Annotated in this window: 16 protein-coding genes; 10 read left to right on the top strand and 6 right to left on the bottom strand. The window is 56.8% G+C overall.

Annotation, left to right across the window (positions count from 1 at the left end):
• Positions 1 to 7: 7 nt before the first annotated feature.
• Both FTW19_RS09875 and FTW19_RS09870 read right to left on the bottom strand, forming a co-directional pair.
• Complete coding sequence (locus FTW19_RS09875; protein WP_147647465.1) at positions 8 to 1,198, bottom strand: glycoside hydrolase family 27 protein; 1,191 nt, start codon at positions 1,196 to 1,198, stop codon at positions 8 to 10.
• A gap of 96 nt (positions 1,199 to 1,294) precedes the next feature.
• Positions 1,295 to 4,891, bottom strand: a complete 3,597-nt coding sequence (locus FTW19_RS09870; protein ID WP_147647464.1) for a TonB-dependent receptor — start codon at positions 4,889 to 4,891, stop codon at positions 1,295 to 1,297.
• Positions 4,892 to 5,328: 437 nt separating this feature from the next.
• On the opposite strand from FTW19_RS09870, the gene FTW19_RS09865 reads away from it, so the two are divergent.
• Positions 5,329 to 6,684: an alpha-L-fucosidase gene (locus FTW19_RS09865; protein ID WP_246153662.1), complete on the top strand. Its 1,356-nt coding sequence runs from the start codon at positions 5,329 to 5,331 to the stop codon at positions 6,682 to 6,684.
• A gap of 123 nt (positions 6,685 to 6,807) precedes the next feature.
• A complete protein-coding gene (locus FTW19_RS09860; RefSeq protein WP_147647463.1) occupies positions 6,808 to 7,980 on the top strand; it encodes a glycoside hydrolase family 88/105 protein in 1,173 nt (390 codons plus the stop codon).
• Positions 7,981 to 7,996: 16 nt separating this feature from the next.
• Here FTW19_RS09860 and FTW19_RS09855 read toward each other — a convergent pair whose 3' ends face one another.
• The 3 genes from FTW19_RS09855 to FTW19_RS09845 form a co-directional block, all read right to left on the bottom strand.
• A complete protein-coding gene (locus tag FTW19_RS09855; RefSeq protein WP_147647462.1) occupies positions 7,997 to 8,800 on the bottom strand; it encodes an IclR family transcriptional regulator in 804 nt (267 codons plus the stop codon).
• Positions 8,801 to 8,955: 155 nt separating this feature from the next.
• Complete coding sequence (locus FTW19_RS09850; RefSeq protein ID WP_147647461.1) at positions 8,956 to 9,741, bottom strand: SDR family oxidoreductase; 786 nt, start codon at positions 9,739 to 9,741, stop codon at positions 8,956 to 8,958.
• 9 nt (positions 9,742 to 9,750) lie between these two features.
• Entirely contained in the window at positions 9,751 to 10,521 is a 771-nt protein-coding gene (locus tag FTW19_RS09845; protein ID WP_147647460.1) for an SDR family NAD(P)-dependent oxidoreductase, read from the bottom strand.
• Between the two features lie 346 nt (positions 10,522 to 10,867).
• On the opposite strand from FTW19_RS09845, the gene FTW19_RS09840 reads away from it, so the two are divergent.
• From FTW19_RS09840 to FTW19_RS09820, 5 genes are all read left to right on the top strand, one after another.
• Positions 10,868 to 11,251 (top strand): RbsD/FucU domain-containing protein, encoded by a 384-nt coding sequence (locus FTW19_RS09840; RefSeq protein ID WP_147647459.1) that lies wholly within the window; start codon positions 10,868 to 10,870, stop codon positions 11,249 to 11,251.
• 4 nt (positions 11,252 to 11,255) lie between these two features.
• Positions 11,256 to 12,155, top strand: a complete 900-nt coding sequence (locus FTW19_RS09835) for an amidohydrolase family protein (protein WP_147647458.1) — start codon at positions 11,256 to 11,258, stop codon at positions 12,153 to 12,155.
• Positions 12,156 to 12,157: 2 nt separating this feature from the next.
• Positions 12,158 to 13,486: an L-fucose:H+ symporter permease gene (fucP, locus tag FTW19_RS09830; RefSeq protein ID WP_246153661.1), complete on the top strand. Its 1,329-nt coding sequence runs from the start codon at positions 12,158 to 12,160 to the stop codon at positions 13,484 to 13,486.
• A gap of 15 nt (positions 13,487 to 13,501) precedes the next feature.
• The gene (locus FTW19_RS09825; protein WP_147647457.1) at positions 13,502 to 14,827 is read left to right on the top strand and encodes an enolase C-terminal domain-like protein; all 1,326 of its coding nucleotides are present in this window, start codon (positions 13,502 to 13,504) and stop codon (positions 14,825 to 14,827) included.
• 395 nt (positions 14,828 to 15,222) lie between these two features.
• Complete coding sequence (locus tag FTW19_RS09820) at positions 15,223 to 18,525, top strand: TonB-dependent receptor (RefSeq protein WP_222705559.1); 3,303 nt, start codon at positions 15,223 to 15,225, stop codon at positions 18,523 to 18,525.
• 79 nt (positions 18,526 to 18,604) lie between these two features.
• Here the strand turns inward: FTW19_RS09820 and FTW19_RS09815 are convergent, their stop codons facing one another.
• Entirely contained in the window at positions 18,605 to 19,660 is a 1,056-nt protein-coding gene (locus FTW19_RS09815; RefSeq protein ID WP_187143400.1) for an alginate lyase family protein, read from the bottom strand.
• Positions 19,661 to 19,885: 225 nt separating this feature from the next.
• On the opposite strand from FTW19_RS09815, the gene FTW19_RS09810 reads away from it, so the two are divergent.
• From FTW19_RS09810 to FTW19_RS09800, 3 genes are all read left to right on the top strand, one after another.
• Positions 19,886 to 21,796 (top strand): PAS domain-containing protein, encoded by a 1,911-nt coding sequence (locus FTW19_RS09810; RefSeq protein WP_147647455.1) that lies wholly within the window; start codon positions 19,886 to 19,888, stop codon positions 21,794 to 21,796.
• Positions 21,797 to 22,232: 436 nt separating this feature from the next.
• On the top strand, positions 22,233 to 24,176 hold the full coding sequence (locus FTW19_RS09805) for a TonB-dependent receptor plug domain-containing protein (RefSeq protein ID WP_147647454.1): 1,944 nt from the start codon (positions 22,233 to 22,235) through the stop codon (positions 24,174 to 24,176).
• A gap of 65 nt (positions 24,177 to 24,241) precedes the next feature.
• On the top strand, positions 24,242 to 24,781 hold the full coding sequence (locus tag FTW19_RS09800; protein ID WP_187143399.1) for a YfiR family protein: 540 nt from the start codon (positions 24,242 to 24,244) through the stop codon (positions 24,779 to 24,781).
• Positions 24,782 to 24,800 lie beyond the last annotated feature (19 nt).

Raw genomic sequence — 24,800 nt, 5'->3', positions numbered from 1 at the left:
GTGATTGCTACTGCGATACTTTCAAGAAAACGACTCCGTGCGCTGGAACCGTGGTCTGGAAGGAACTATTCAGATTCTTGAGTTCCCCTTTCCACAGATCACGCGCCTTGACCGGGCCGGTAAAGCCCAGGGTGCGGAGGTCGACTGTCGTTGTGAGAGCGGTGTGGTGCCGGTTGAAGATACCTACAGCTTGCGATCCATCCGCAAGATGGCGCGACCAGACTTCAATGGGTCCCTCGGTGCTGACCCGGTCTCCTTGCTTGCCCGCCGCGTCCTGATCGATGGCGATAACGTCCTTGTTCGTCAGCAGAGCGAGTGTCTCTGGAGTCATCGAAGAGAGATCGTTTCCGGCAAGCAGCGGAGCCGCGAGAATCGCCCAAAGGCTCATGTGGGTCCGGTACTCGTCGGTCGTCATACCGCCATTACCGACCTCAAGCATGTCTGGATCGTTCCAATGCCCGGGCCCTGCGTAGCGCGCTAGCCCTGCCTGGCTGAAACCAATCTCCGCCATCTTGGCATACTTGTCGGAGATGTCGCCCGTTGTCCGCCACAGGTTGCCACCTACTTCAGTGCCCCAACGCCACACAGCGTCCTGACCATACTGGCAGAGGCTATAGACAATCGGCCGTCCTGTGTTGCGAAGCGCGACGTCCATCTTCTTATAAGCGTCGATCATGATCTTGTGAGCTTCTTCAGGACTGGCAGCCGCCTTCATCTGCTCTTTCAGGCCGCATAGATCGTACTTCAGATAGTCGATTCCCCAGGCGGCATAGGTCTTTGCATCCTGTTCTTCGTGCCCGAGGCTTCCTTCAAACTTCGCACAGGTTTGGCTTCCGGGCGAAGAATAGATGCCCAGCTTGAGACCTTTGCTATGAACGAAGTCGGCAAGCGCCTTCATATCTGGAAACTTGCTGTTCGTCTGAATATTGCCGTTGGCGTCCCGGCTCGCCTCCCAGGTGTCGTCGATGTTGATGTAGACGTAGCCGGCGTCGCGCATGCCGCTCGAGACCATGGCCTCCGCCTGGGCGCGGATGACGGCGTCGTCTACTTTATTTCGAAAATGGTTCCAGCTATTCCATCCCATCGGTGGACGCTGGGCAAGCTGATTAGAACCGCTTTGTGCCTGTGCACAAAACGAAGCAGAACAGAGCGTCAAAACAACGGCTCCGAACACAGAGGTGCGATGCAACAAAGACATGACAAAGTCCTTAATTCGGTTCCGGCCAGAGAGACCTGTAGATAAAAAAGTGGGTCACGGCTGTTCGGAAGCCGTGACCCAGGAGGTAACCAACGTCTAGAAGTTGATGCGTCCGGAGAGCTGCAACTGGCGAGGGCCGCGGTCGCCCGTCAGATTTCCAAAGGTAGAGAAGTTTGTCGTGCCGTTCGTATTGAAACGTGCCGTGTTATCGATGGCGTTGAACGATGCATGGTTGAAGACGTTATAGGCTTCGCAGCGGAGTTGGAAGAGAATTCCCTCGCGTATTGGGACATTCTTGTTGAGGGCCATATCCATGTTGTTTGTTCCGGGGCCGCGGAAGACAATGTTGCGTGTGATACCTGGTGTGTCGGGTCCGGGTACCGCCTTATACGTCGGCAAAACGAAGACGCTGGTGTCGAAGTACTGCGTTACCGTCCGCTTGTTCTTGGGAAGGACCGGGCTTGCGCTTACCACAGCACGTGCACCGTCGCCGCCGCCGGTCAGGTCAATGCCAGAGGTGTTGAGAGTAATGCCGTAGGGCGTTCCGCTGACAAGCTCCGCAATACCGGAGTACTGCCAGTTATCCAGGACAGCCTTCGTTGCCCAGTTCGACCACAGAGCGCTGGCCTTCGGGAGATCCCAAAGCCAGTGAACAACAAAGTTGTTGGTGCGGTCATAGCTCGCCAGGGAGTAGTTCCAAAAGCGGCGATTCTGGTAGGTCGCCACAGTTCCATTCACCGCGTCCGCATCCGTCATCGCCTTTGACCAGGTGTACACCACACCGAACTGCAGCCCCTTGGCAAAGCGGCGGGTCAGTTGTGCCTGCAGCGAGTGATAGTTCGACGTGCCCGAGTACGAGCGAAGATTGATAGCGCCATAGCCCGGAGTGGGACGGAAGAAGTTATCGTTCAGTGGAACGGGCTGTGAGACGTTTCCAAGCACGGTCGTCGCGGCGACCGTGTTGTCGATGTTCTTCGTCTGGAAGTGCGAGAGATACGGCACCAGGTTCGTGTTGTACTGCTCGCTCAAATGGCGTCCGAAGGTACCAACGTAGGCAACATCAATGACAGTGCCTCCGTTGATGGCCTGCTGTATGCCAATTGTTCCGTTGAAGATGGTCTCCAGCGGACGGTTCGGCTGAAGGATTCGCGTATCTTGCGGGCTGATGGTTGAGATACCGGCGCTGCTGCACGCAGAGCCGGAGCAGTTGTTGGCAAACTGCCGAGCGTCGCCGTAGTTCTGTACGGGGTTGATGACGATGGGTCCGATCAGCGAATAGTCGCCTACCGTGCCGCCACCTTCGCGCATGTTGTAGAACAGTCCGGTTCCGCCACGGACAACGGTCTTCGAGTTATTGAAGGGACTGTAGGCAAAACCGAAACGCGGAGCAACCAGCAAGCCGTTGCTATAACGCAACGAAGTCGGATAGCTCGAGTCAGTATTGACTACCGTTCCATTGAAGAAGTCACCAGAGTTCGGGACGAACTGCCCAATGTAAACAGCAGGCAGCAAGGGGTTACCGGAGGAACCAGGAGTGCCGGCTCCAGGGTCGACGGCATAGCGTGTCTTGGTCTTCGGGTCCTGATACGGCGTATAGAGCCTCGGAACTTTTGCACTGTTGTACCGGCTGGGGACGTAACCAGCGCCATTCCCCGGCTTCAGAGTCGTCGGAAGGTCATAGCTGAACCGGACACCATATTCCAAGGTCAGGCTGGGAACCACCTTCCAGCTATCCTGCAGATACCACTCCAGCACTTTCCACGTCGGCGCATAGTCGGCCGTATTGCTCCCCTCCGTGTAGGAGTTATAGTAACCGGCGACGGCATTGGCGTAAGCATAACCGGTGTCGTTCGGATTCGAGGAGTTCGTGTCGAAGGCGAACTGTCCATCGAAGGTCGCACCCGTGTGCCGCTGAATATAGAGGCCCTTTTGATAGTAGATACCTGCCTTCGGCGTATGCCGGTTGAAGACTTTGGTGATACCGTCCGTTACCTGCCAGGAACGTGTGTCGTCCGAGAGTGGGAACCGGTTGTCAAACAGAATCGACGGCGAGTTAGCAATCGCGAATCCAGTGCTGCCTGCAAAGCTCGCTCGCGGCACCAGCTTCAGCGGATTGATGGCCGGGTTGTACTGCCCGAGATTGATGCCCAGCTTATCCTTCTGGAACTTGGCGATGTCGGCAGAATTGGAAAGGCCCGTTGTCTCGTTCCAGCTCGCAAAGCCGACATTGAGTTCGTTGATCAATGTTGGAGTTGGGATGTAGGTAACGTTCAACGTCGCATTTCTCGATGGCGTTGAGTAGAAGAAAGGCACGCCCCACTGCATCAGCGCGTTGACCGCTGCCGCATTCGGACCATCATTCGTGGTCGTCATATGCGTACCGCGGAAGTAGGTGTGCAACTGGGTGAAGGGGTTGTAGTCCACACGCAGCACTTGCTGGTTCACAGGGTTCTTTGTCACACCCTGATTGACAAAGTTGTACAGGCCGCCGCTGATCGTACCGCTGGCATTGGGCATTGGCAGAATATTCATCAACTTCTGCGTGTCAGGATCGATGCGGCTGGTTGGGATCTTATTCCCCGGGAAGCATCCCGACGTGTTCGCCTTGGAGCAGGTTGTCGATGAAGATGTCGGGTCCTTGATATAGACCTGATTGCCGCTCTTATCGACACTCTGCGAGAAGTCACCCTGGCGCTCCAACGCTGTCGGCATCATGAACTGGCGTAGTGTTCCAGGTTTCTGGGTGGGCCAGATCTCCTGCGAGAAGAAGAAGAAGATCTTGTCTTTCCTCTCGTTGAGAAGGCCAGGGATGAAGAACGGTCCGCCGATGTTATAGCCGATCGTGTTGTAACGGCTTATCGGGCGAGGCACATAGGTCTTGTTCTTATTGAAGTAGTCGTTCGCATTGAAGGCTTCATTGCGGTTGTAGTAGTACGCCGAGCCGTGAAAGGTCTTCGAACCCGACTTGGTCACAATCTGTACTACTGAACCGGCAGCTTGACCGTACTCAGCCTGGTAGTTGCCCAGAAGCACCTTTACTTCGCCGATCGCGTCGTAGTTCATCGGTGTGTCGAGGTTCGGGCCGCCGCGGGTATTTCCTGTGGTTCCATCCACACTCAGGCTGTTGTAGTCGCCGCGTACGCCATTGATGGTACCTGCGCTCTGCGTTCCGAGCTGGCTTGCGCCGCCGCCGTCCTTGACGACACCGGGAAGAACACGAAGGAGGGCCGTCACGTCACGCCCCGCGGTCATCAGGGTGGACAGTTCCTTTGAATCGAGCAGCGCCGAGCGTTCGCCGCTCTCAGTCTGCACCGGCGTCCGGTCCGCCTGGACCTCCACCGTCTCCGACTGTGCGCCGACCGCCAGCGTAATGTTACCGGCGGAGAGGCGCTCATTTGCGCTGAGGTTCAGGTTCTCTTTTTCGTAGGCCTTAAATCCGATAAGGGCGATTCTGACCTTGAACTGACCGGGCTGGACGGCGGGAAAGACAAAATCGCCTGATTCGGCGGTCTTTGCCTCGCGCACCTCTCCGGTTTGTACGTTAAGGAGCTGTACGGTAGCTCCGACAATGTTGGCGCCAGATGGGTCTACAACGTGACCGCTGATCTGGCCGCTGGTGCTTTGTGCGTGAATGGAGACAGCCGTCGCGAGCAACACCAGCAGAAGAAATGGCCTCAAAAACGATCTGATCATTACAACTTCCTTTCGCACCTCAGATGTCGGTCCGAGCCAGTGAGTATGAATACGTATACAACTCGCGAAACGTATTTATGCATTCAGAGGAGCGGGCATCATCGTGCGTGATCCATTCAGCCTTTGTCAATGGAAAATTTTCTCTGTAAAAACACGCTTTCAGGGATGAACCGCCTCAATGATCACCAGGACTGCCGGAAATACGCTTGCCCTCCCTCTAGGCCCCTAAAAGTGGCTCAAAATCTTTCTTGACAGCCTTTTTTGCACACGTATACATTGCCTCGGCATTTCTTCGCAGATCCTTCCTGAAAAAATCTGCCCTTCGACACAAGGATTTCGTTGACCATCGTTGGATTGCTCGTGAAAAATGCTTTTCATATTTGACAATCACCTATCGTCACAACTAACCCTCGTACATCGTTTTCAGGAGGACCTTCGTGCTCAGCAAGAAACTTTTCGATCGCCGGCAGGCGCTGCTCGGAACCGCGGCTTCGATCGCCGGACTCGCGGCGCCGAAATTCGGCTTCGCCCAGCAAACCGTCTCCAATCAGGCCTACACCGGAAAAGCGCAGCCCGGGGATGAGACGCGCACGCAGCGCCTGCAATGGTGGCATGAAGCAAAGTTCGGCATGTTCATCCACTTCGGCGTCTACAGCAGCATCATGCGGCACGAGTGGAACATGGAGAATGAAGCTCCTCCGATCGAGGAATACATGGCGCACGCGAAGTCATTCAAGCCGTCCCGCACGGGACCTCGCGCCTGGGCCAAGCTGGCAAAACGAGCCGGCATGAAGTACATGGTTCTGACGACGAAGCACCATGAGGGCTTCTGCAACTTCGACACCAAGCTTACGGAGTACAACGCCGTCAAACAGGGGCCTGGCTTCGACATCGTCAAGGAATACGTGGACGCCGCCCGCGCTGAGGGGCTCCGCGTCGGCTTCTACTACTCGCTCATGGACTGGCACCATCCGGACGGCGCCCACTGCGCCACCGATGAGGCTGCCCGGAAGCGGTTCGTGGAATACACCCACGGGCTGATCCACGACATTCTGTCCAACTACGGGAAGATCGACGTCCTGTGGTACGACGTTCCCTGGCCGCTGGACGCCGACGGATGGGAGTCGAAGCGGATGAACGAGATGGTCTTCAAGCTGCAGCCGGAGATCGTCGTCAACAACCGGAACAAACTCGATGGAGACTTCTCTACCCCGGAACAGAAGATCGTCGCGGAGACCGGTGGCCGTGCCTGGGAGTCATGCATGACCCTGAACGACAGCTGGGGCTACCAGCGTGCCGATGACGCCTGGAAGACCTCGAAGACCGTCGTACGCAACCTGATCAGTTGCGCCCGCGATGGCGGAAACTACCTGTTGAATATCGGGCCCAAACCGGATGGCTCCATCCCGGAGGAGTCGGTCCGCATTCTCACCGAGGTCGGCGACTGGATGGCGGCCAACGGGGAGAGCATCTACGGAAGCGATCCTTGCCAGCCGCGCCGCTCCAACTACGCCAGCTTCACGCGCAAAGGAAACACGCTCTACATGCACGTTCACTTCTGGCCGGGAGAGTATGTCTCGATCGGCGGGCTTAGCGTGAAGGTGAAGAGTGCGAAGCTTCTCAAGGGCGGCAAGCCCGTGACCTTTACTCAGAATGAGTGGCACGTCAAGTTCACCGGCTTGCCCGAGAAGGCGCCGGACTCGCCGGTAACCACCATCGCAATCGAGTGCGATGGCGAACCGGCCCAGGACAACATCCGCGTGCGGAAAGAAAAACCACGCGCCGGCGTCTAACGAGCATAGTCTCTCCAACCGCGGCTGGGAGCTGCGCAAAAGCCACGCGGCTCCCAGCCGTGGGTTCGTATCGGAAGCGCAGCACCCCATTTTTTTCGCCACCTGCCCAAAGGAAGACAGAACATGACAGATTTCACCCGAAGAGAATCGCTCAGGCTGCTCGCAGCCGCGCCTCTGCTCACCACAGGCTTGCATCGCTCCGCATGGGCGATGAAAGCAGAAAAACCCGCAGCTCAGCCCGACTGGTCCCGCCTGGTGATCGATGGCATGCTGCATCGCACGCCGGACCCTCGCAACCTGAGCGGCTGGGGCTATGCTGTTTCCCTCTTTCTGTATGGGCAATATCTCTTCTATAAGCGGACTAAAGAACGGAAGTACCTTGACTACATCCAGGGATGGGTCGATAAGCACGTCAATGACGAGGGCGTGATTGATCGCCCGATCACCGCGCTCGACTACGTGCTACCTGGCAATCTCCTGCTCATCCTGCATAAGGAGACCGGACAGAAGAAGTACAAGACGGCTGCCGATACCATCCGCCACACCTTCGACAACTATCCCCGCACCGAGGACGGCGGCTTCTGGCATGCGCTCTCCCGCCAGCACCAGCTATGGCTTGATGGCATCTTTATGGGGATGCCCTTCCTCGTGCGCTATGGCGTCGCCTATGGAGAGAGCAAATATACGTTCGATGAGGCGGCGAAGCAGTTCCAGATCTATGCCAGCCATCTCAACGATCCGAAATCGGGCCTGATGTTCCATGCCTACGACGAGTCCGGAGCGCAGCCGTGGGCGGATCCCAGCACGCATCACTCGGCCTATTTCTGGTGCCGCGCGATCGGCTGGTTCGGCATGGCCTTGATCGAGGTTCTCGAACTGATGCCTCACTCCCATCCACAACGGGAAAAGCTGATCGCCCAACTTCGCCAGCTCTGCGAGGCCTATACCCGCTACCAGGACAAGGAGACGGGTCTCTGGTTCCAGATTCTGGACAAGGGCGAGGATCCTAACAACTGGCGCGAGACCTCGAGCTCCTGCATGTACACCTACACACTGTCGATGGCCGTCAAACGCGGCTACATCGCGAAGCGCTACGCCGAGGTCGCGGCCAAGGGCTACAAGGGCGTGCTCACGCAGCTTTCAAAGGACGACGACGGATTTGGCCATATCGCCAATATCTGCGAAGGCACCAATGTGGGAGATCTGGCGTACTACTACAACCGCCCCCGCCGCACGGACGACTTCCACGGCCTGGGAGCCTTCCTCATCATGAACGAACACATGCGCAGCGTTTAATGGACGTCGAAAGCGATCAAACGTGCAGTCCGATCGCTTTCGACACCTCTTGTGTTCCCGCACGCAGCATCTCTGTAATGCTCGCCGGAGAGATATGAGCGTCCATGTGGTCGATGTACGGGATAGTGATCGCCGCGATAGCTGAGCCCGTGTGATCCAGCACCGGAAAACTGAAGTTGACGACGCCACGTACCTGGTAGCTCTCGCGCTTTTCGAAACCCTTCTTCTGGATGAGCGCAAGATGGGCTTCGAGGTTCTTCGGCGGCTTGCGGCCGGTCTCACGCTGCCACTCCGTCAGGGTCCGCTCCTGCTCCGCCTTATTCTGATGAGCCAGAATGACGTACCCGGACGAGGCCTCCATGATGTCCACGGTCGATCCAAGCTTTACGTAAAAGCCGACGGAAGTAGGCGCATTGACCTGCGCCAGAATCACGACACGACCGCTCTCGACCACACCCAGGTGGCAGGACTGCATGGTCTGCGACGCCAGCCGGTGCATGACGGGTAGAGCTTCGCTGATGAGACGCTCCGTGGGCGGATGCTCCTGCACCAGCTTGAAGAGCTTCAGCGTCAAAGAGTACTTCTCTGCACCGGCCTGCGCAATGTATCCCCGATGTTCCAGACAGAGCAACATGCGAAAGATCTCTGAGACGCTGCGGTTCAGCTCTCGCGCGATCTGGCTCATGCTCAAACCGACGGTCTGATGGGCCAAAAGTTCGATCACGTCGAGCCCCTTGTCGAGGGCAGGCGCGGCATAATCGTTTTTAAGGTTGCGCTTGGTGCGCGGGCTGGTCTGCTTGGCGGTCTGTTTAAGGCTCATGGCGAGTTATCTGGATACTTTAGAGCATTTCCCTGTTGCTGGGTAGCCCGTGAGGGGGCGTGCAGTGGCGTTTTCATTACGGAAAACGCCCATAGATGTGGAAGCCCTACACGACACCTACAGGGAAATGCTCTAGCGCACATCCGCCCTGCCTGCTAGGTAAGGGCTCTGTCCAGATGTACATAGCCGCCATCGGCGCTAAGATGCTGCCCGGTAGTATGGCCAGACATTGTAGGAGACAACAGAAAGGCGGTCAGTGCCCCGATCTCCTCGATCGTCGTCATCCGGTGACCGAGGGGAATGCGGGATTTGATGCGCGACAGCTCCTTCTCGGGATCGCCTACGGTCTTCAGCCAGGTTTGATACAGAGGAGTCATCACCTCAGCCGGCACCACGGCATTCACCCGGATGCCGTATGGCAACAACTCCGCCGCCCATTCCCGGGTCAAGGCAAGCTGCGCCCCTTTTGCGGCGGCATAGGCTGAGGTTCCGCCCTGCCCCGTCATCGCGACCTTCGAGCTGATATTCACGATCGCACCTACCGACGCCTTTAAAAGAGGCAATGCGAACTGGGCCAAAGCGTAATAGTGCAGCAGGTTCTGCTGGAGGCTCTCCATAAACCGCTCTGGCGTACCGTTCTCCAGGCCGATTCCATCATTCGCGCCGGCATTATTGACTAACCCAAAGAGTTCGCCATATTTGGCCTGTATATGGTCGATCGCTGTCCGGCACTGGCGGGTGTCTGCCAGTTCCATCTCAACCAGCTCACAGGGCAGACCTTTCTGGTTCACCTCTTCCATCAGTTGCCGTACGGCCGCTGTTACACGGCCCAATATCACCACCCTGGCGCCTTCAGCCAGACATGCACGGGTGATTCCCTCACCAATGCCGGAGCCTCCGCCGGTGACGGCAATGACCTTCCCCTTAAGTCCCAGATCCATATGCGCCCTTTAGCGAAGATTGAAGAAGCCGCCGTCAATCGGATAGTCGGCGCCGGTCACAAACGACGAAGCATCCGAACAAAGGTATAGCGCCAGAAGCGCAATCTCCTGAGGAGTTCCCATGCGGCCGATCGGCTGGGCGGCTGCCAGACGCGCCATCTGCTCCGCCTCTTTGCCCGCGTAGTTACGCGCCAAAAAGTTGTCGACGAACGGGGTGTGCACCCGTGCAGGCGAGATACAGTTGCACCGGATACCGTGCTGCAGATAGTCCTTCGCAGTAGAGAGCGTCATCGACAACACCGCCCCCTTGCTCATGGAATAAGCGAACCTGTCTGACAGCCCGGCAGTGGCGGCAACCGACGCCATGTTCAGGATGACTCCGCTCTTCTTCTCGACCATCTGGGCAACTGCGGCCTGCATCACCAGGTACGAGCCTTTGACATTGATCCGGAACAGACGATCAAACGAAGCTACGTCGGTCGAGAGCAGCGTTCCGATATGCGAAACGCCGGCACTGTTTACCAGGATGTCGGTTCCACCTGCCTCGCCGATCGCTGCAAATGCCTGCTGCACCTGCTCTGGCTCACTTACGTCGCACGGAATACCGTTTGCACCCGGAATCGCTGCAGCCGCAGCCTCTAACTGCGCGGGATTGATATCGAGAAGTGTGATGCGTGCTCCGGCCTCGGCGAAGGCAATAGCAATCGCATTGCCGATGCCGCTTGCACCGCCCGTAACGACCGCAGATTTTCCTTCAAGGCGAAATGGAGAGGATGGCATACCAGTTGTCATTCCCGGAGTTATAGCATCGCAAAAGACCGGTTGCCAAATAAGAATCCGGCGTTTCGCAGGCTGAGAAAAAGTCGGCTGGATTACCGTATGCAAAAAAATATTTTTATTGACGAAATACAATAGGAAAACATAAACTGCCAGCAATTTACCGAGGGGCAGTCTGAACGCGCCCATGTTGGAGCAAGCGTGACATTGGAGTGCGATAACATGCTCACTGCCATCTGTTTGGGCAGCCTGACGGTTGCGTTACCGCATCATCTCTCCCTACCGAAGGACGAGATGTCACCGGCCGCACCGCTAACCGCTATCGGTATGACCAGGAAGCGTTGAACATATGCTGCGAACCGGAATCCTCAATCCTCATATCAATTCACTGCTTAGCAGAGTCAGACACACCAATACTCTCGTTATCGCCGACCGTGGCTTTCCCTACTGGCCGATGATTGAGACGGTCGACATCTCCCTGGTGGACAACATTCCCACTGTGACCGATGTACTCCTGGCGCTGCGTCCTAACTTCATTGTTGGAAAATGCTGGATGGCGCGGGAGTTCCAGGAGATGAACGACGCAGCAACCGTGGCGCGGTTTACGTCACTTCTTCCTCCTATCGGCTGGGAACCACACATCGATTTCAAAAAGCGGGTTCCACATGCCATCGGCCTGATCCGGACAGCCGAAACGATCCAGTATGCAAATGTGATTTTGGAGTCTGCCTGACGCGATGCCTTCGGATTCCACCAAGCTTCATAACAGCAACTCCAGGCAAGTCTGCGTGGATGCACACCACCATCTCTGGGAGTATGACGAGAACCAGTATGACTGGATCTCCCCGGAGATGCCGGAGCTGCGGCAGGATTTTCTTCCATCGGATTTGAAGCTTAAGATGGAAGAGGCCGACATCGATGGGGCCGTCACAGTGCAGGCGAGACAAACGATTGGGGAGACGGAGTGGCTGCTGAAGCTAGCGGCGCAGCATTCTTTTCTCTGCGGGGTGGTAGGCTGGGCTCCCATTGCGGAGGACGGCTTCCCTGCGCTTCTGGAACGGCTCAGCCAGGAGCCGAAGCTCCTGGGTCTGCGCCACGTCGTCCAGGCCGAGCACGCCGGCTTCCTCGATGCACCCGCCTTCAATCGCGGTATCGAGCACCTGCAGGCCAGCGGCCTCATCTACGACATCCTGATCTTTCAGCATCAGCTCGAGGAGGCGATCCGCTTCGTCGATCGCCATCCCAACCAACCGTTTGTTGTCGACCATGCCGCCAAACCGCGCATTGCCGCGCGAGAGATCGAGCCCTGGGCGGCCAATCTCCGCGAACTGGCGAAACGGCCCAATGTTGTCTGTAAGATCTCCGGCCTGGTTACGGAAGGCGACTGGAAGTCGTGGTCTACCGAAACGCTGGCGCCCTATCTCGACGTCTGTCTTGAAGCCTTTGGCGCAGACAGACTTATGGCCGGTTCCGATTGGCCTGTCTGCCTTTTGGCGACAGACTATAAACGGTGGTGGAACTTCCTTCGGCAGTACTTTGCCACCCTCAGCGATTCCGAGCAGCAGAGCCTCTTTGCCGGAACCTGCTGCCGCACTTACAAGATTCCCAGACTCTCAACGCAGGGAAAGGCGATCTGACGATGGCCGCTTCACAGAAATCGCACGCACCGGGCATCTTCCCCAAGGGAAACATGGCGGTCTTTGTCCTTGTGACCGTCCTCTTCTTCCTTTGGGGCATGTCCAATAACCTCACCGACATCCTGGTGCAGCAGTTCCAGAAGTCGTTCGAGCTGACGCAGATGCAGGCCCAGTTGGTGCAGACATCTGTTTTCTTTGGATATTTCTGTATGGCGTTGCCGGCAGCCTTCCTGATGGAGCGGCGCGGCTACAAAGCGGGCATCCTGGGCGGACTCTTTCTTTTCGGCACGGGCATGCTGATGTTCTGGCCCGCGGCCGCGGTTGGAAAGTATTGGACTTTCCTGACTGCCCTCTTTTTTGTCGGCTGCGGATCAGCTGTGCTTGAGACCGCCGCCAATCCGTTCATCGCGCAGTTCGGTCCTGCTGAAACCTCGGTGCAGCGGCTCAATTTCTCCCAGGCGTTCAATCCACCGGGAACGATAACCGGTGTCATACTCGGGGCCACCTTCATCTTCTCGGGCATCGAGCTCAAGCCCGCGCAGATCGCGGCGATGAAGCTCCAGGGAACCTATCAGAGCTATCTGCATAGCGAGATCATGCGCGTTGTCCCGGTCTATCTGGGGCTTGGCTGTGTCGTCTTCTTTCTGGCGTTTCTAATCTGGCGAGTCCGCTTCCCGTCGATCGACCAATCTGTCGAATCGGCTGGCGGCGAAGCCGCGATGTTTTCGGACCTGCTGCATGCTCCACGGCTATGGTGGTCCGCAGCAGCTCAATTCTGCTATTGCGGGGCGCAGATCAGCACATGGTCCTCTCTGATCCCTTATCTCCGTCAGTACACGACACTTACGGAAAAGAAGGCAGCTTATTGGCTGATCGGAAATCTGATCGCATTCTCAGTTGGCCGCTTCGCCGCAACCGCCCTGATGCGCTGGATCCGGCCGATGCGGCTGGTTCTCGCCTACGCCGCGATTAATCTGTGCCTGCTGTCAATCTGTATCACCCATCCCAGCCTGGTGGGTGCTGGTGCGATTCTCGCGACCAGCTTCTTTATGGCTCCGATGTTTCCGTCCATCTTCGCAGTCGGCGTGTCGGGTCTCGGCCCGGCCGCGAAGCTTGGCGGCTCCACCATTGTCATGGCAGTCGTGGGCGGCGCCATCATTCCGCCGCTCCTCGGCTATGTCGCTCATCGCTTCTCCAGTTATGCACTCGGCTACTCCGTTACAGCGGTCTGCTATCTGTTTGTCGCTCTCTACGCATGGATGATGACAAAAAGCATTCCAGTGGCCGAACAAGCAGCTACAGCACAACCCGCAACCGGTATTACCCACTAGTGGAAGGAACACACCGTGAACGATCTTCGCATTGAACGTATACGAACTATCGACCTCCGCTTCCCGACATCTCGCGAGGCCATCGGCTCGGATGCGGTCAACAAGGATCCTGATTACTCGGCCGCCTACTGCATCCTGGAAACGAACTCCGGACTGGAAGGTCATGGACTGACGTTTACTCTCGGACGCGGCACGGACATTGTTGTCCAGGCTCTCGATTACCTCGCCCGGACCGTCAAAGGCCGCACACTTTCCTCCATCGTCTCCAACTTCGCCGCCTTCTCCCGTGAGCTGACCGATGAGAGCCAGTTCCGCTGGCTCGGTCCGGAAAAAGGCGTGATCCACCTTGCGACCGGGGCCCTGATCAACGCGGTCTGGGACCTTTACGCCAAGGTAGAGGGCAAGCCGCTTTGGAAGCTGCTTGCGGAGATGGAGACCGAACAGCTTCTCTCAGCGGTGGATTTCCGGTACATCGACGACGCCATCTCGCGTGATGAGGCAAAGGCGATTCTCGATGCTGGAAAGGCCGGCATGAGCGAACGGCTTGCCCAGCTTCAGGCGGAAGGTTACCCGGCTTACACCACCTCAGCCGGATGGTTCGGCTTCAGCGACGAGAAGATCAGGCGTCTGTGCCGTGAAGGTCTGGCCGACGGCTGGACTCACTTCAAGCTGAAGGTTGGCGGCGATCCAGCGGACGACTTGCGCCGCGGACGCATCGTGCGGGAGGAGATCGGCTGGGAGAATCGCATGATGGTCGATGCAAACCAGAAATGGGGCGTCGCCGAATCCATCGATCGCATTCACCAACTGCAGGAGCTCGAACCCTGGTGGATGGAAGAGCCCACCAGCCCTGACGACATCCTTGGCCATGCGCGAATCCGCAGAGAGTGCAAACCGACACGTATAGCCACCGGAGAGCACTGCCACAACCGCGTGATGTTCAAGCAGCTTATGCAAGCCGAAGCCATTGACGTCTGCCAGATCGATAGTTGCCGCGTCGCCGGAGTCAATGAGAACATCGCCATCCTGCTGATGGCGGCGAAGTTTGGCATCCCGGTATGCCCGCACGCAGGCGGTGTAGGACTTTGCGAGTATGTCCAGCACCTCTCGTTCTTCGACTATCTGCGTGTCTCGCGGAGCCTCGAAAACCGCGTGATCGAGTACGTCGACCACCTCCACGAACACTTCCTGCACCCGGTCCGCATCCGCAAGGGCAAGTACCTTCTGCCCGAAGCGCCCGGCTACAGCATTCAGATCTATCCGGAATCGCTGGAGACCTATCAGTATCCCGGCGGCGCTGCGTGGGCCGAGCCGTCCTATCAGGAGCAGCACGTCCGCTAATACTGAGCAACACCCTTACCTGCAACTGCCGCCTCTCCAGGCGGCAGTTTTGCTTTAAATAAACGAGATCTCCCGCATTTCACCTATGAAGCGTTGTTTTTCCTCCGCGACAGCAGAAATTGAAAGAAACGACGCCTTTCACCTGTTCGTTTTCTCATACGCAATACGTTTCCTGCCGCATGTCGAATCTCTACAAATAACGGGACATTTCTCCATCTTTTGGAATATCCGCGCGCATACTGGGCGCCATTTTGATTTCATTGCAATTCTTGCCTTTATTCCATATACGAGAATTAAGTTTTACCCTTGACAATCGAAAATCCTGACGAGCAGACTGGCCAACATCCCTCGGGGGTATAAAAACAATGATCCGAACTGCAGTACGCATTCTTTGTGTGGCCACGTGTCTCGTTTTCTTCTCGTCCATGGCCGTTGGACAGCTCACAACGGCGACGCTCTCCGGAGAGGTCCAGGACAATACCGGAGCGCTCGTTCCGAAAGCTCACATCACCGCCGTCAATACAGACACTGGTTTTACCCAGAGCACAGACAGCAATGACCAGGGCGCCTGGCGCATCGATCTGCTTCCAGTCGGCGGATATCGCCTGACCATCAAGGCTGAAGGATTCAAGACCTTCGCACAGTCAGGTATCGTCCTGAGCCTGGGCCAGTTTGCCACGGTCAATGCAGCTCTCCAGATTGGCGATACCTCTGAAACCATCAGCATCAACTCCGACGTGCCACTTGTGAATGTCACCAACTCGGTGGTCGGCGCCACGGTGCAGAATAGCGAGATCGTCAATCTGCCCATCGTGAACCGTAACGTCTATGACCTGCTGACGCTGGTTCCTGGCGTGCAGACGAATACCACCTCCTACACTCTCGGTTATCCGCAGCAGACTGTTCAGATCAACGGCGGCGTCATGCTCGGCAATGCTGGTTCCACCAGCTACTACATGGACGGCGGCACGAACATGACAGGCCTGCGCAATACCGGGAATACGCAGCCTAATCCAGATGCGGTCAATGAGTTCCGTGTGGAGACCAATAACTACAGCGCAGAGTATGGCCGCTTCCCGAACGGCGTCATCAACGTCATCACCAAGTCGGGCACAAATGCCTTTCACGGCTCGCTCTTCGAGTTCTGGCGGGAGAATGCCCTCAACGCTCTTGACCGCAGCTTTGTAGCGTCCGCTCCTGCGGCGCAGCCGTTGCACCGTCATCAGTTCGGCGGCACCGTCGGCGGCCCGATCAAGCGCGACAAGACCTTCTTTTTCTTCAGCTATGGCGGTCTGAGGCAGATTACGACAACGCCGATCAGCAACGGCGCAGCCGTGGTTCCTTCAGCAGCACAGCGAGCGGGCAACTTCAGCGAGAATCTGCCTTCGGGGCCGGCAGCATCTTCCTGTCAAAGCGGCACATCGACCAGTTTCTACGTCTGCAACCCAAAAACCAACAAACCGTATGCCGGCAACATCATTCCGGCTTCTGACCTCGATGCAACAGTGCAGAACATCCTCAAGGGCGCCAACGGCCTGCCATCGATTCCCCTGCCGAACGGCGCCGGCAACACGTACGCCGGCTATATCCGCAACCAGAACAACACCGACGAATTCCTGATGAAGGTCGACCACCAGTTGACCGCAAACCAACGGCTCACCGGCGAAGTCTTCGAGACAGCGGGCATCAACTCCCAGAACGCCGGCGGAAACCTGCCGTGGTCACAGCAGAACTATGTATGGCGCCAGTGGAATGCCAATATCAGCCACGTCTATACGATCAGCCCCACGCTGATCAACCAGGCTTGGATCTCATTTGCGCGCAACCTGGGCGGCCGCGTGAACACTCCAGCACACCAGATCAGCGAGTATGGTTCGAAGTTCCAGGTTCAGGGAACTCCATCACTTCCGCAGATCGCCGTCAGTGGCTATTTCACCGCCGGTAATGCCATCGCCGGCCCACGCGCCGGTTCCAACTACTATGAGGTGCGCGACACCATCATCTGGACCAAAGGCAAACACTCCCTGCGTTTCGGCGGCAATGCGGCTCTCGACAAAGACATCCAGGAATCGCTGCTGAATAACTACGGAATCTTCAACTTCACGTCAGCGAAGTCGCGCAGCTACAACGCGCTGTCGGACTTCCTCCTGGGACTTCCCAATTCCATGAACCAGGACGCGCCTAGCATTCAGCGGATGAATAGCTGGTATGCCGGCCTGTTCCTGATGGACGACTACCGCATTACCTCCAACCTGACCTTTAATCTCGGCCTGCGCTGGGATGTACAGACACCACCTGTCGATACCGACAACAAGGTGGAGAACTTCAAGTTCGGTCAGCAATCAACCACCATCTCCAGCGCTCCGCTCGGATTGCTCGTGCCCGGCGATAAGGGTGTCTCGCGCGGCATTGTTCCGGTTCGCTGGAATCACTTCTCTCCGCGTGTCGGCTTTGCATGGGATGTCTTTGGCAACTCGAAGATCGCGGTTCGCGGCGGCGCCGGTATCTTCTGGGGCAGCATCTCTGGCAACGAATGGGGAGCGGCCGGTCAGCCCTTCTCCTTCCGGGCATCCTTCACAAATGTGAAGTCGATCACCGATCCCTACGCCAATGTGGCGGGAGGCTCCCCTTTCCCGTACAACTACACGCCATCCGCTCCCCGCTTCACCGCTCCGTTCTCAGCTCCTGGAACGGATCCGAACTTCGATTGGACCTCGGCCTATCAGGCGAACCTTACCGTCGAGCAACAGTGGACCTCCACCTTTGCAACCTCTGTGGGCTACGTTGGAGCCATGGGGCGCCACCTTCCCTACACGACGGACGTCAACTACCCCATGCTTGTGAACGTCGGCGCCGCGGCGCCTTCCACCAGCAATGTCGATCAGCGCCGGCCTTACCAGCCGAATCCTCCGCTATCGACCGGCACAGCCACCAACTACCAGGGCATTCCCATTACCTATCAGGGAATCAACATCTTCGGCTCCAACCAGACCAGTGCTTATCACGCAATGCAGGTCACAGCGAACAAGCGCATGAGCCAGCACTTTACGGTGCGTAGCTTCTATGTATGGGCGAAGAACTGGGCCAGCCTCGGTATGCAGAACAGCACCGCCTCTGTGGTCAATCAGACCAAGCTCTGGCTCGAACGCGGCCGCTCTGACAACGACTACCGCCACATGTTCACCACTTCGGTTGTGTGGATGCTGGACTACTACAACGGCAACAACCGCTACATCAAAACCGCGGCCAATGGATGGCAGGTCTCTCCGATCATCCGCTTCCGTAGCGGAGCTCCATTCACCGTCACCAACGGTACCGATACCAACCTGGATGGTACGAACAACGATCGTCCTAATATCGTCGGAAACCCATACCTTGAAGCTCACCGTTCGCGGAACGACGTCATCAACGCCTGGTTCAATACGGCAGCATTCGTTGCTCCAACCACGGCTACCGAAGGCACGACCGGACGGAATACTCTGGACGGCCCGGGATCGAAGTCTGTGGACGTTGCCTTCTTCCGGAACTTCGCACTCTGGGAGAAGAGCACGCTGCAGTTCCGCGGCGAATTCACCAACGTCCTGAACAATGTGAACCTCAGCAATCCGAATGCGACCTTGAACTCGCCCAACTACGGCAAGATCACCGGCGCAAATTCGATGCGCCAGACGCAGCTCGGTCTTCGCCTCACCTTCTAACCAACACGACTCGAATGGAAAGAGGCCAGCTCGAAGCTGGCCTCTTTTCTTTTGTCTCTCACAGACCGGGACAATACTTTTATTGAGGCGGAAGTCCGCCCAGGTACATGTAGCTATGGCTGGGAGCCGCAGCGAGCAGCTTTGTCGTAACAGGATCGGGAAAACGGCGATTGTAGGGTTCTGCCCAGCCGATTGCTTCGGCTGTCGGTGGATCAGGACGCTCCTGCGGAATCCCGGTCTGCTTATCGAAAAATGAGGAATCGACCAGGCCAGTCGTCGAGATAGCAATCAACTTCTTCAAAGCCCCGGAGTGCTCCGCATAAAGATCGACACCGTTCGCCAGTCCGAGCTCTGCCAACATGACGAGGGGCGACGCAGCATAGAGGTGATAGTGCAGAGCGCGTTTACCTCGGCGCATCTCTTCCGCAAGCGTTCCGTCAGGGCGGATTGACGCTATCCCGGCTTTCGCCTGCTGCATCGCCCAGTCGAAGTCGTTGGGGTTATTCGCCGCAATGCCAATAGCTGCCAGTTCCACTGCAGCCCAGTAGAAGTGGTTCTGGGCTCTGTTGCCGCCGCTCTCTTTGGCGCGGTCTTCATAGAACTTCACCGTCTGCGCACCCACCTTCTCCAGCCATGGCAAAATCAGTGCGCGCTGCGCCGCTGTCGTCTTTGCCGGCCCCCCGACCTTCAGATAAGCAATGGCTTCCGCACCCACAACCCATCCCTGAACAAAGTAGGCCTGTGAGGATGACATCTTTCCGGTCAGCGCACCCTCTTTTGCCTGGAATTCCAGGTGCTGCAAAACGCATTTGGCAGCCTGCGCGGATCCAGTCTTTCGAAACTCGTCGGCCGCGGCGACCATCAGATCGCCCTCGCGCTTCACCGGACCGGACGACTCCGCATACGCCTTCTGTTTCACCGGATCAATGATGGAGTGCGTCGGATCGTTGTCTGCGTAGAAGCCATCCGTGACAAAATCCACGGGCAGGTGCGCCGGCTCCGGACAGCTATAGGCCGCGCTGGTCTCTTTTACTGGATGCGCATCCCAGGGCGAGTGATACGCCGAGGCGGCAAACGCCACGCTTTTGATCGAAGTTGCAACAAATAGGACAAACGCATACCGATACATCGTCATTGGAAGATAACTCCGGGCTGAATCATGATGGGATGTGAGGCTTCTTCGGTGTATCGAACGAACGTTCAGAGCGCGTGAACATTGCTCCTCAGAAGCATGCCGATCATAGCACCAGTCCTGATGAAACGTACCGCTCAAAGAGCGTTGATATGCCATCAAAGACGATCTAGGGCATTTCTGTCATGAAGCGGTAAGATTGTCTTCGATTCGTTGCGGGCATCTGAGATGCCGAGTTCCCGATCGGCTGTCGCCCAGGTTTCTATGTCATGTGCCGTGCTGCGTGTTCTCTTTCTTGACGATCGCGAGACGGATATCCTTCCGATTCGACATGCGCTCGAGTCAGCAGGCCTGCCGCATACCTATCGCGTCGCGTCCACGGGGACACAACTCAGAAGGGCGCTCGCCTCTTCCGACTGGGATATTGTCATCTGCGGGGATTCCGTTCAGGAGCTCCCTGCCCTGGTGTCGCTTCAAATCGTACGTGAACTTGCCCCGGCAATCCCCTTCCTCCTGATCTGCGAAAGTCCCCGTCATGAGCATGCCGACACCCTGGTGAAAGCTGGCGCACAGGACTATCTCCAGAAAGACGATCTCACCCGCCTGCCCTTCGTTGTGCTGCGCGAGTTACGAACAGCAACGGAGCGGCGAACGAGGATGCAGACCGAGTTTGCCTTACGCCGAAGTGAGGAACGTATCCGCCTTGCCGCCGGGGCCGCGAGTCTCGGGATCTGGTCCTATAACGTCGCCACCAATGTCATTGATTGGGATGCGCAGTGTTATGCCGTAGCCGGTATCCCTGCGGGAACCATCATCACTCCGGAACTTTTTGAATCACTGATCCATCCGGATGATCGCGCCCGGCGGCGTGAGGTTCTGACGGAGGCAATTCGGCAGGGCTCCGAGGCCAAGATGGAGTACCGCCTTGTGCGTCCCGACGGCGGCGTGCGTTGGATCCTGAGCCACGGCCGTGTTTACCTTGACGGAGATGGAACCGTCAGAGAGATCGTAGGCGTTGCTTCCGACATCACCGATCGCAAAGTTGCGGAGCAGGCGCTTCGCGCCAGCGAAGCCCGCTTCCGCGGTCTCAGTGCATCCAGTCCGGTAGGCATCTTTCAGGCCGATCTGCAGGCGAATGTCTCCTATACCAACCCTCGGCTCCAGGAGATCTGGCATATGAATGAACCGGAGATCCTTGGACGGGGCTGGACCGCCCGCATCCACCCAGACGACGTCTCCCATCTTATCGAAGGCTGGTCTGATGCAAGCAGCCGCGGATCCTCCTTTGAGATCGAATACAGATTGCTGCTGCCCGACGGGGAAACACGATGGATCTTCGGACGATCCACAGTCTTCTTCAATGAAGCGGGTCTGCCGATGGGAACGATTGGAACGGTAGATGACGTCACTAATCGGCGAAGAGCTGAAGAGAGCTTGCGGCGAAGCGAAAAACTTGCGGCCGTCGGCAAATTGGCCTCGATGATCGCTCACGAGATCAACAATCCGCTTGAAGCCGTAACAAACTTCATCTATCTGGCCGAGACCTCCAGCGAAGTCAATAAAGAGACACAGTCATACCTCAGAGATGCCCAGCATGAACTTCAACGCGTCTCCCAGATTGCGACACAAACCCTTCAGTTCCATCGTCAGAGCAACCGTCAGACTCGCACCGCACCATCGCAACTGCTGGAGTCTGCGCTGGCGCTCTTCGCTCGCCGGCTCAGTGAGCAGCAGGTCACGGTAGAACGAGATTTCGCAGACGTGCCTGCAATTCTGATTCACGCTTCAGACATACGGCAGGTACTGGTCAACCTGCTAAGTAACGCTCTTGATGCCATGGCCGGCACTCCTGGAAAGTTACGGTTACAGCTCCGCCGCGTCTCTACCTCCGCCGACGGCACAGATCGTATTCGCATCACCGTAGCCGATACCGGCCCCGGAATGGAGTCAGCAGTCAAAGCACGTATCTTCGACGCTTTCTTCACAACCAAAGGGGAAAAGGGTTCGGGTCTCGGGCTATGGGTAAGCGGAGAGATCATCGCCAGACATGGCGGCAGGATTCAAATCCGCAGCCGTAAAGCGGAATCAGGCGGCGGTACCGTCATCTCGTTCACGCTTCCTGTGAACAGCTTCGAATAACCCTCTTCTCATGGCCGGTCTCAGACTCTGATAGAGCTAAGGCTATCCAGGCAATTGCCGATAGAAGGATCAGAGGGCCCATTCATCGCATGTCGAATCAAGACTGAAAATCCATCGTTTGAACGGAGGCGAACCCATGATGTCCGCAGACAGGCACCCTGGAACTCTGACGAACTGACTATTTCCCCTTTTGCAGTGGCAGCACGTATACCGCCTTCTAAATAGGATTGGAGATATTTCAGAGAGCCTTCTATGATTTCACAAAACTCACAAAATAGATCACTTAGCCTGAGGGGGCAACGTGTCGGTCGGGGAAAAGGTTTACAAAAAAAGATGGGCGAGGCACTCTAGCACCTCCCGGAACTCCCCAACACGGCGAACTCCCTCCCCCGGGCTCAGTCATCCCCCACGCCTCGTCCGCTATCTCGCAGCAACGATGTTTTGCGCAGTCATTGCGCCTCTCCCAGCACAACAGAAACCGGCAGACATCACGGAGCTCTCTCTTCCCGATCTGTTGAATACGCCGATCTCGACCGCCTCCCGATTTTCGCAGTCCTCCATGGAGGCGCCCGCGTCCGTGACAGTCGTTACCCGTGAACAGATCCAGCGGTCTGGATACCGCACACTCGCAGACATTCTTCGAGGGGTCCAGGGGTTTTACATTACCTATGACCGCCAATACAGCTATGTTGGCGTGCGCGGTTTTTCCAATCCTGGAGACTACAACACACGCGTGCTGCTGATGGTCGATGGACACCGTCTGAATGACGCTATCTTCGAACAGGCGATGGTCGGTACCGAATTCGGCATCGATGTGGACCTTATCGATCATGTCGAGATCACACGTGGCCCTGCATCCTCTCTCTATGGCACAAATGCCGTCTTTGGGGTAATCAATGTTATTACCCGCAAGGGCTCGGATCTCAATGGGGTTGAAGCAGCATCAGACGCAGGATCATTCAACACATATCGTGGCCGGCTGAGTTATGGACACGAGATCGCCGGGATACAAACACTGCTCTCGGGCACCTTCTATGGCAGCCAGGGCCCCAAGCAGCTCTACTATCCCGAATATGACGATCCGTCTACCAATAACGGCATCGTCAGCCATGCGGATGACGACCAGTTCGTTGACCTGCTCGCAACCCTGACCAGACGCGGCTTGCGCTTTCAGGCGGCTTATAACGCCCGGGAGAAGGGAGATCCAACCGGAGCCTTCGGCGACGTGTTCAATGATCGTCGTAACCGGGAAGCCGACGCGCATGGATATCTGGATCTTCGTTACGAACGCTCCATCGGCAATAGTTCCTCCCTCCTCGCACGATCCTACTTCGACCGCTACATGTACGACGGCAAATTTGTTCAGGTCGGACAGGACGGAAGTGTCCTCAATAAAGACTTTGGCCGCGGCGAGAGTTTCGGCCTGGAACTGCAGTCCACTACCCGGTTGTGGGACAAGTATCGTTTTGTCTCAGGTTTTGAGTATCGGAATGACTTCCGCCAGGAAGTCACCAATTACGACGTATCACCATTCACCAGCTATCTGAACTACGATCACCCGTCCTTCGTCGCCGCGCCCTACATCGAGGGTGAGATTCCCCTTCGTGGATCCTTCCTGCTCGCTCCGAGCATTCGTGTTGACTACAATCCGCGTGTCGGCTGGATGACTAGCCCTCGGCTTGCTCTCCGTTTCGCACAAGGCGACCGCAACCATTTCAAACTCATATTCGGGCAGTCATTTCGCTCACCCAATGCGTATGAGTTGTACTACTACCCGGCATATACACCGTCCAAATTGGCGGCGGAACGCAACCTCGCATGGGAAGGAAACTGGGACCGGGAATTCTCCAGCGGGTTTCTTCTGTCCACCGCGCTATATGCCAATCGCATGCGGAACTTCATCGCAACCAATGAGGCAAACACGTTCGGATTCGAGAACGAAGGCAAGATGGAAACCGCCGGCCTGGAAACCACATTCCAGAAAAAATGGCTCAACGGTGCGACAGCGATCCTCGGCTATAGCAATACATTCCAGCAGCTAGGTGATGACGGAGAAGGAAAGATCAACTCGCCAAAGCATCTTGGAAAGTTGAATGCCAGCATTCCGTTACTGACAAAGAAGACCTTTGCCACAATCGATGCGCAGTATGTTGGCCGACGCTCCACCCTGGCTCAAAACACGGTCGGCCCCTATACCACCTTGAACTTCACTCTGCTGAGCCGGGACGTCTTCGGTCATCTTGATCTCTCCGCCAGTCTCTATAACGCACTCGACAAGACCTTCTACGATCCCGGGGCAGAACAGCACCGTCAGGATGCATTGCAGCAGGACGGAAGAAGCTTCCGGATAAAACTCGTCTGGCACGGTGGCGGGCGGTAATGTCTCTCATCGGACAACAAATCGATTTGCAGCGGCCCTTCGCGCTTTGGCGCGCGTGGCGACGCATGTCGATTTGGATCGGCACCCTGGGTTGGCTTTTCCTCACCCCTCTCAGAGCGGTTACGGTCGACGCCCCGGGGTATGACGAATACCAGCTCAAGGCGGCATTTCTCTTCCACTTTGCCCAGCTCACTACCTGGCCGGCATCTGCCTTTCCTTCCGGCGATGAGCCGTTCGTAATCTGCACAGTGAACGGAGATCCGTTTGACGGCTCCCTGGAAAAAACGATCGGCGCGAAGAAGGTTCAGGGACACTCCATCAAAGTAGCCCATGTACGGCGAGTGGCTGATGCTCACAGTTGTCACATCGCCTTTATTCCAGGACTGCAGCGCGGAGAGATAAGCGCCGTGGTTAACGATCTTGGCAACCTTCCGATTCTCACCGTCGGAGACGACGAATCCTTTACTCAGTACGGGGGAATGGTCGCCTTCCGGCGAGAAAATGATCGTTTGCGTTTCGACGTCAATCTTGCAGCCATCACAAAATCCAATCTGACCGTCAGTTCGATGTTGCTATCTCTCGCAAGGGCGGTTTCCACTCGATAGATATAGTGTGTGCCGTAGG

Origin of the sequence: Terriglobus albidus, assembly GCF_008000815.1 — a bacterium.
Classification (GTDB): domain Bacteria; phylum Acidobacteriota; class Terriglobia; order Terriglobales; family Acidobacteriaceae; genus Terriglobus; species Terriglobus albidus_A.
Note: the sequence above shows the minus strand (reverse complement) of the source record. Positions and strands in the feature narration are given on the sequence as shown.

What these genes read in the sequence shown, in the direction of transcription:
- FTW19_RS09875 (WP_147647465.1), bottom strand. Translation starts at nt 1,198, where the DNA reads ATGTCTTTGTTGCATCGCACCTCTGTGTTCGGAGCCGTTGTTTTGACG.
- FTW19_RS09870 (WP_147647464.1), bottom strand. Translation starts at nt 4,891, where the DNA reads ATGATCAGATCGTTTTTGAGGCCATTTCTTCTGCTGGTGTTGCTCGCG.
- FTW19_RS09860 (WP_147647463.1), top strand. Translation starts at nt 6,808, where the DNA reads ATGACAGATTTCACCCGAAGAGAATCGCTCAGGCTGCTCGCAGCCGCG.
- FTW19_RS09855 (WP_147647462.1), bottom strand. Translation starts at nt 8,800, where the DNA reads ATGAGCCTTAAACAGACCGCCAAGCAGACCAGCCCGCGCACCAAGCGC.
- FTW19_RS09850 (WP_147647461.1), bottom strand. Translation starts at nt 9,741, where the DNA reads ATGGATCTGGGACTTAAGGGGAAGGTCATTGCCGTCACCGGCGGAGGC.
- FTW19_RS09845 (WP_147647460.1), bottom strand. Translation starts at nt 10,521, where the DNA reads ATGCCATCCTCTCCATTTCGCCTTGAAGGAAAATCTGCGGTCGTTACG.
- FTW19_RS09840 (WP_147647459.1), top strand. Translation starts at nt 10,868, where the DNA reads ATGCTGCGAACCGGAATCCTCAATCCTCATATCAATTCACTGCTTAGC.
- FTW19_RS09835 (WP_147647458.1), top strand. Translation starts at nt 11,256, where the DNA reads ATGCCTTCGGATTCCACCAAGCTTCATAACAGCAACTCCAGGCAAGTC.
- fucP (WP_246153661.1), top strand. Translation starts at nt 12,158, where the DNA reads ATGGCCGCTTCACAGAAATCGCACGCACCGGGCATCTTCCCCAAGGGA.
- FTW19_RS09815 (WP_187143400.1), bottom strand. Translation starts at nt 19,660, where the DNA reads ATGACGATGTATCGGTATGCGTTTGTCCTATTTGTTGCAACTTCGATC.
- FTW19_RS09810 (WP_147647455.1), top strand. Translation starts at nt 19,886, where the DNA reads ATGCCGAGTTCCCGATCGGCTGTCGCCCAGGTTTCTATGTCATGTGCC.
- FTW19_RS09805 (WP_147647454.1), top strand. Translation starts at nt 22,233, where the DNA reads ATGTTTTGCGCAGTCATTGCGCCTCTCCCAGCACAACAGAAACCGGCA.
- FTW19_RS09800 (WP_187143399.1), top strand. Translation starts at nt 24,242, where the DNA reads ATGTCGATTTGGATCGGCACCCTGGGTTGGCTTTTCCTCACCCCTCTC.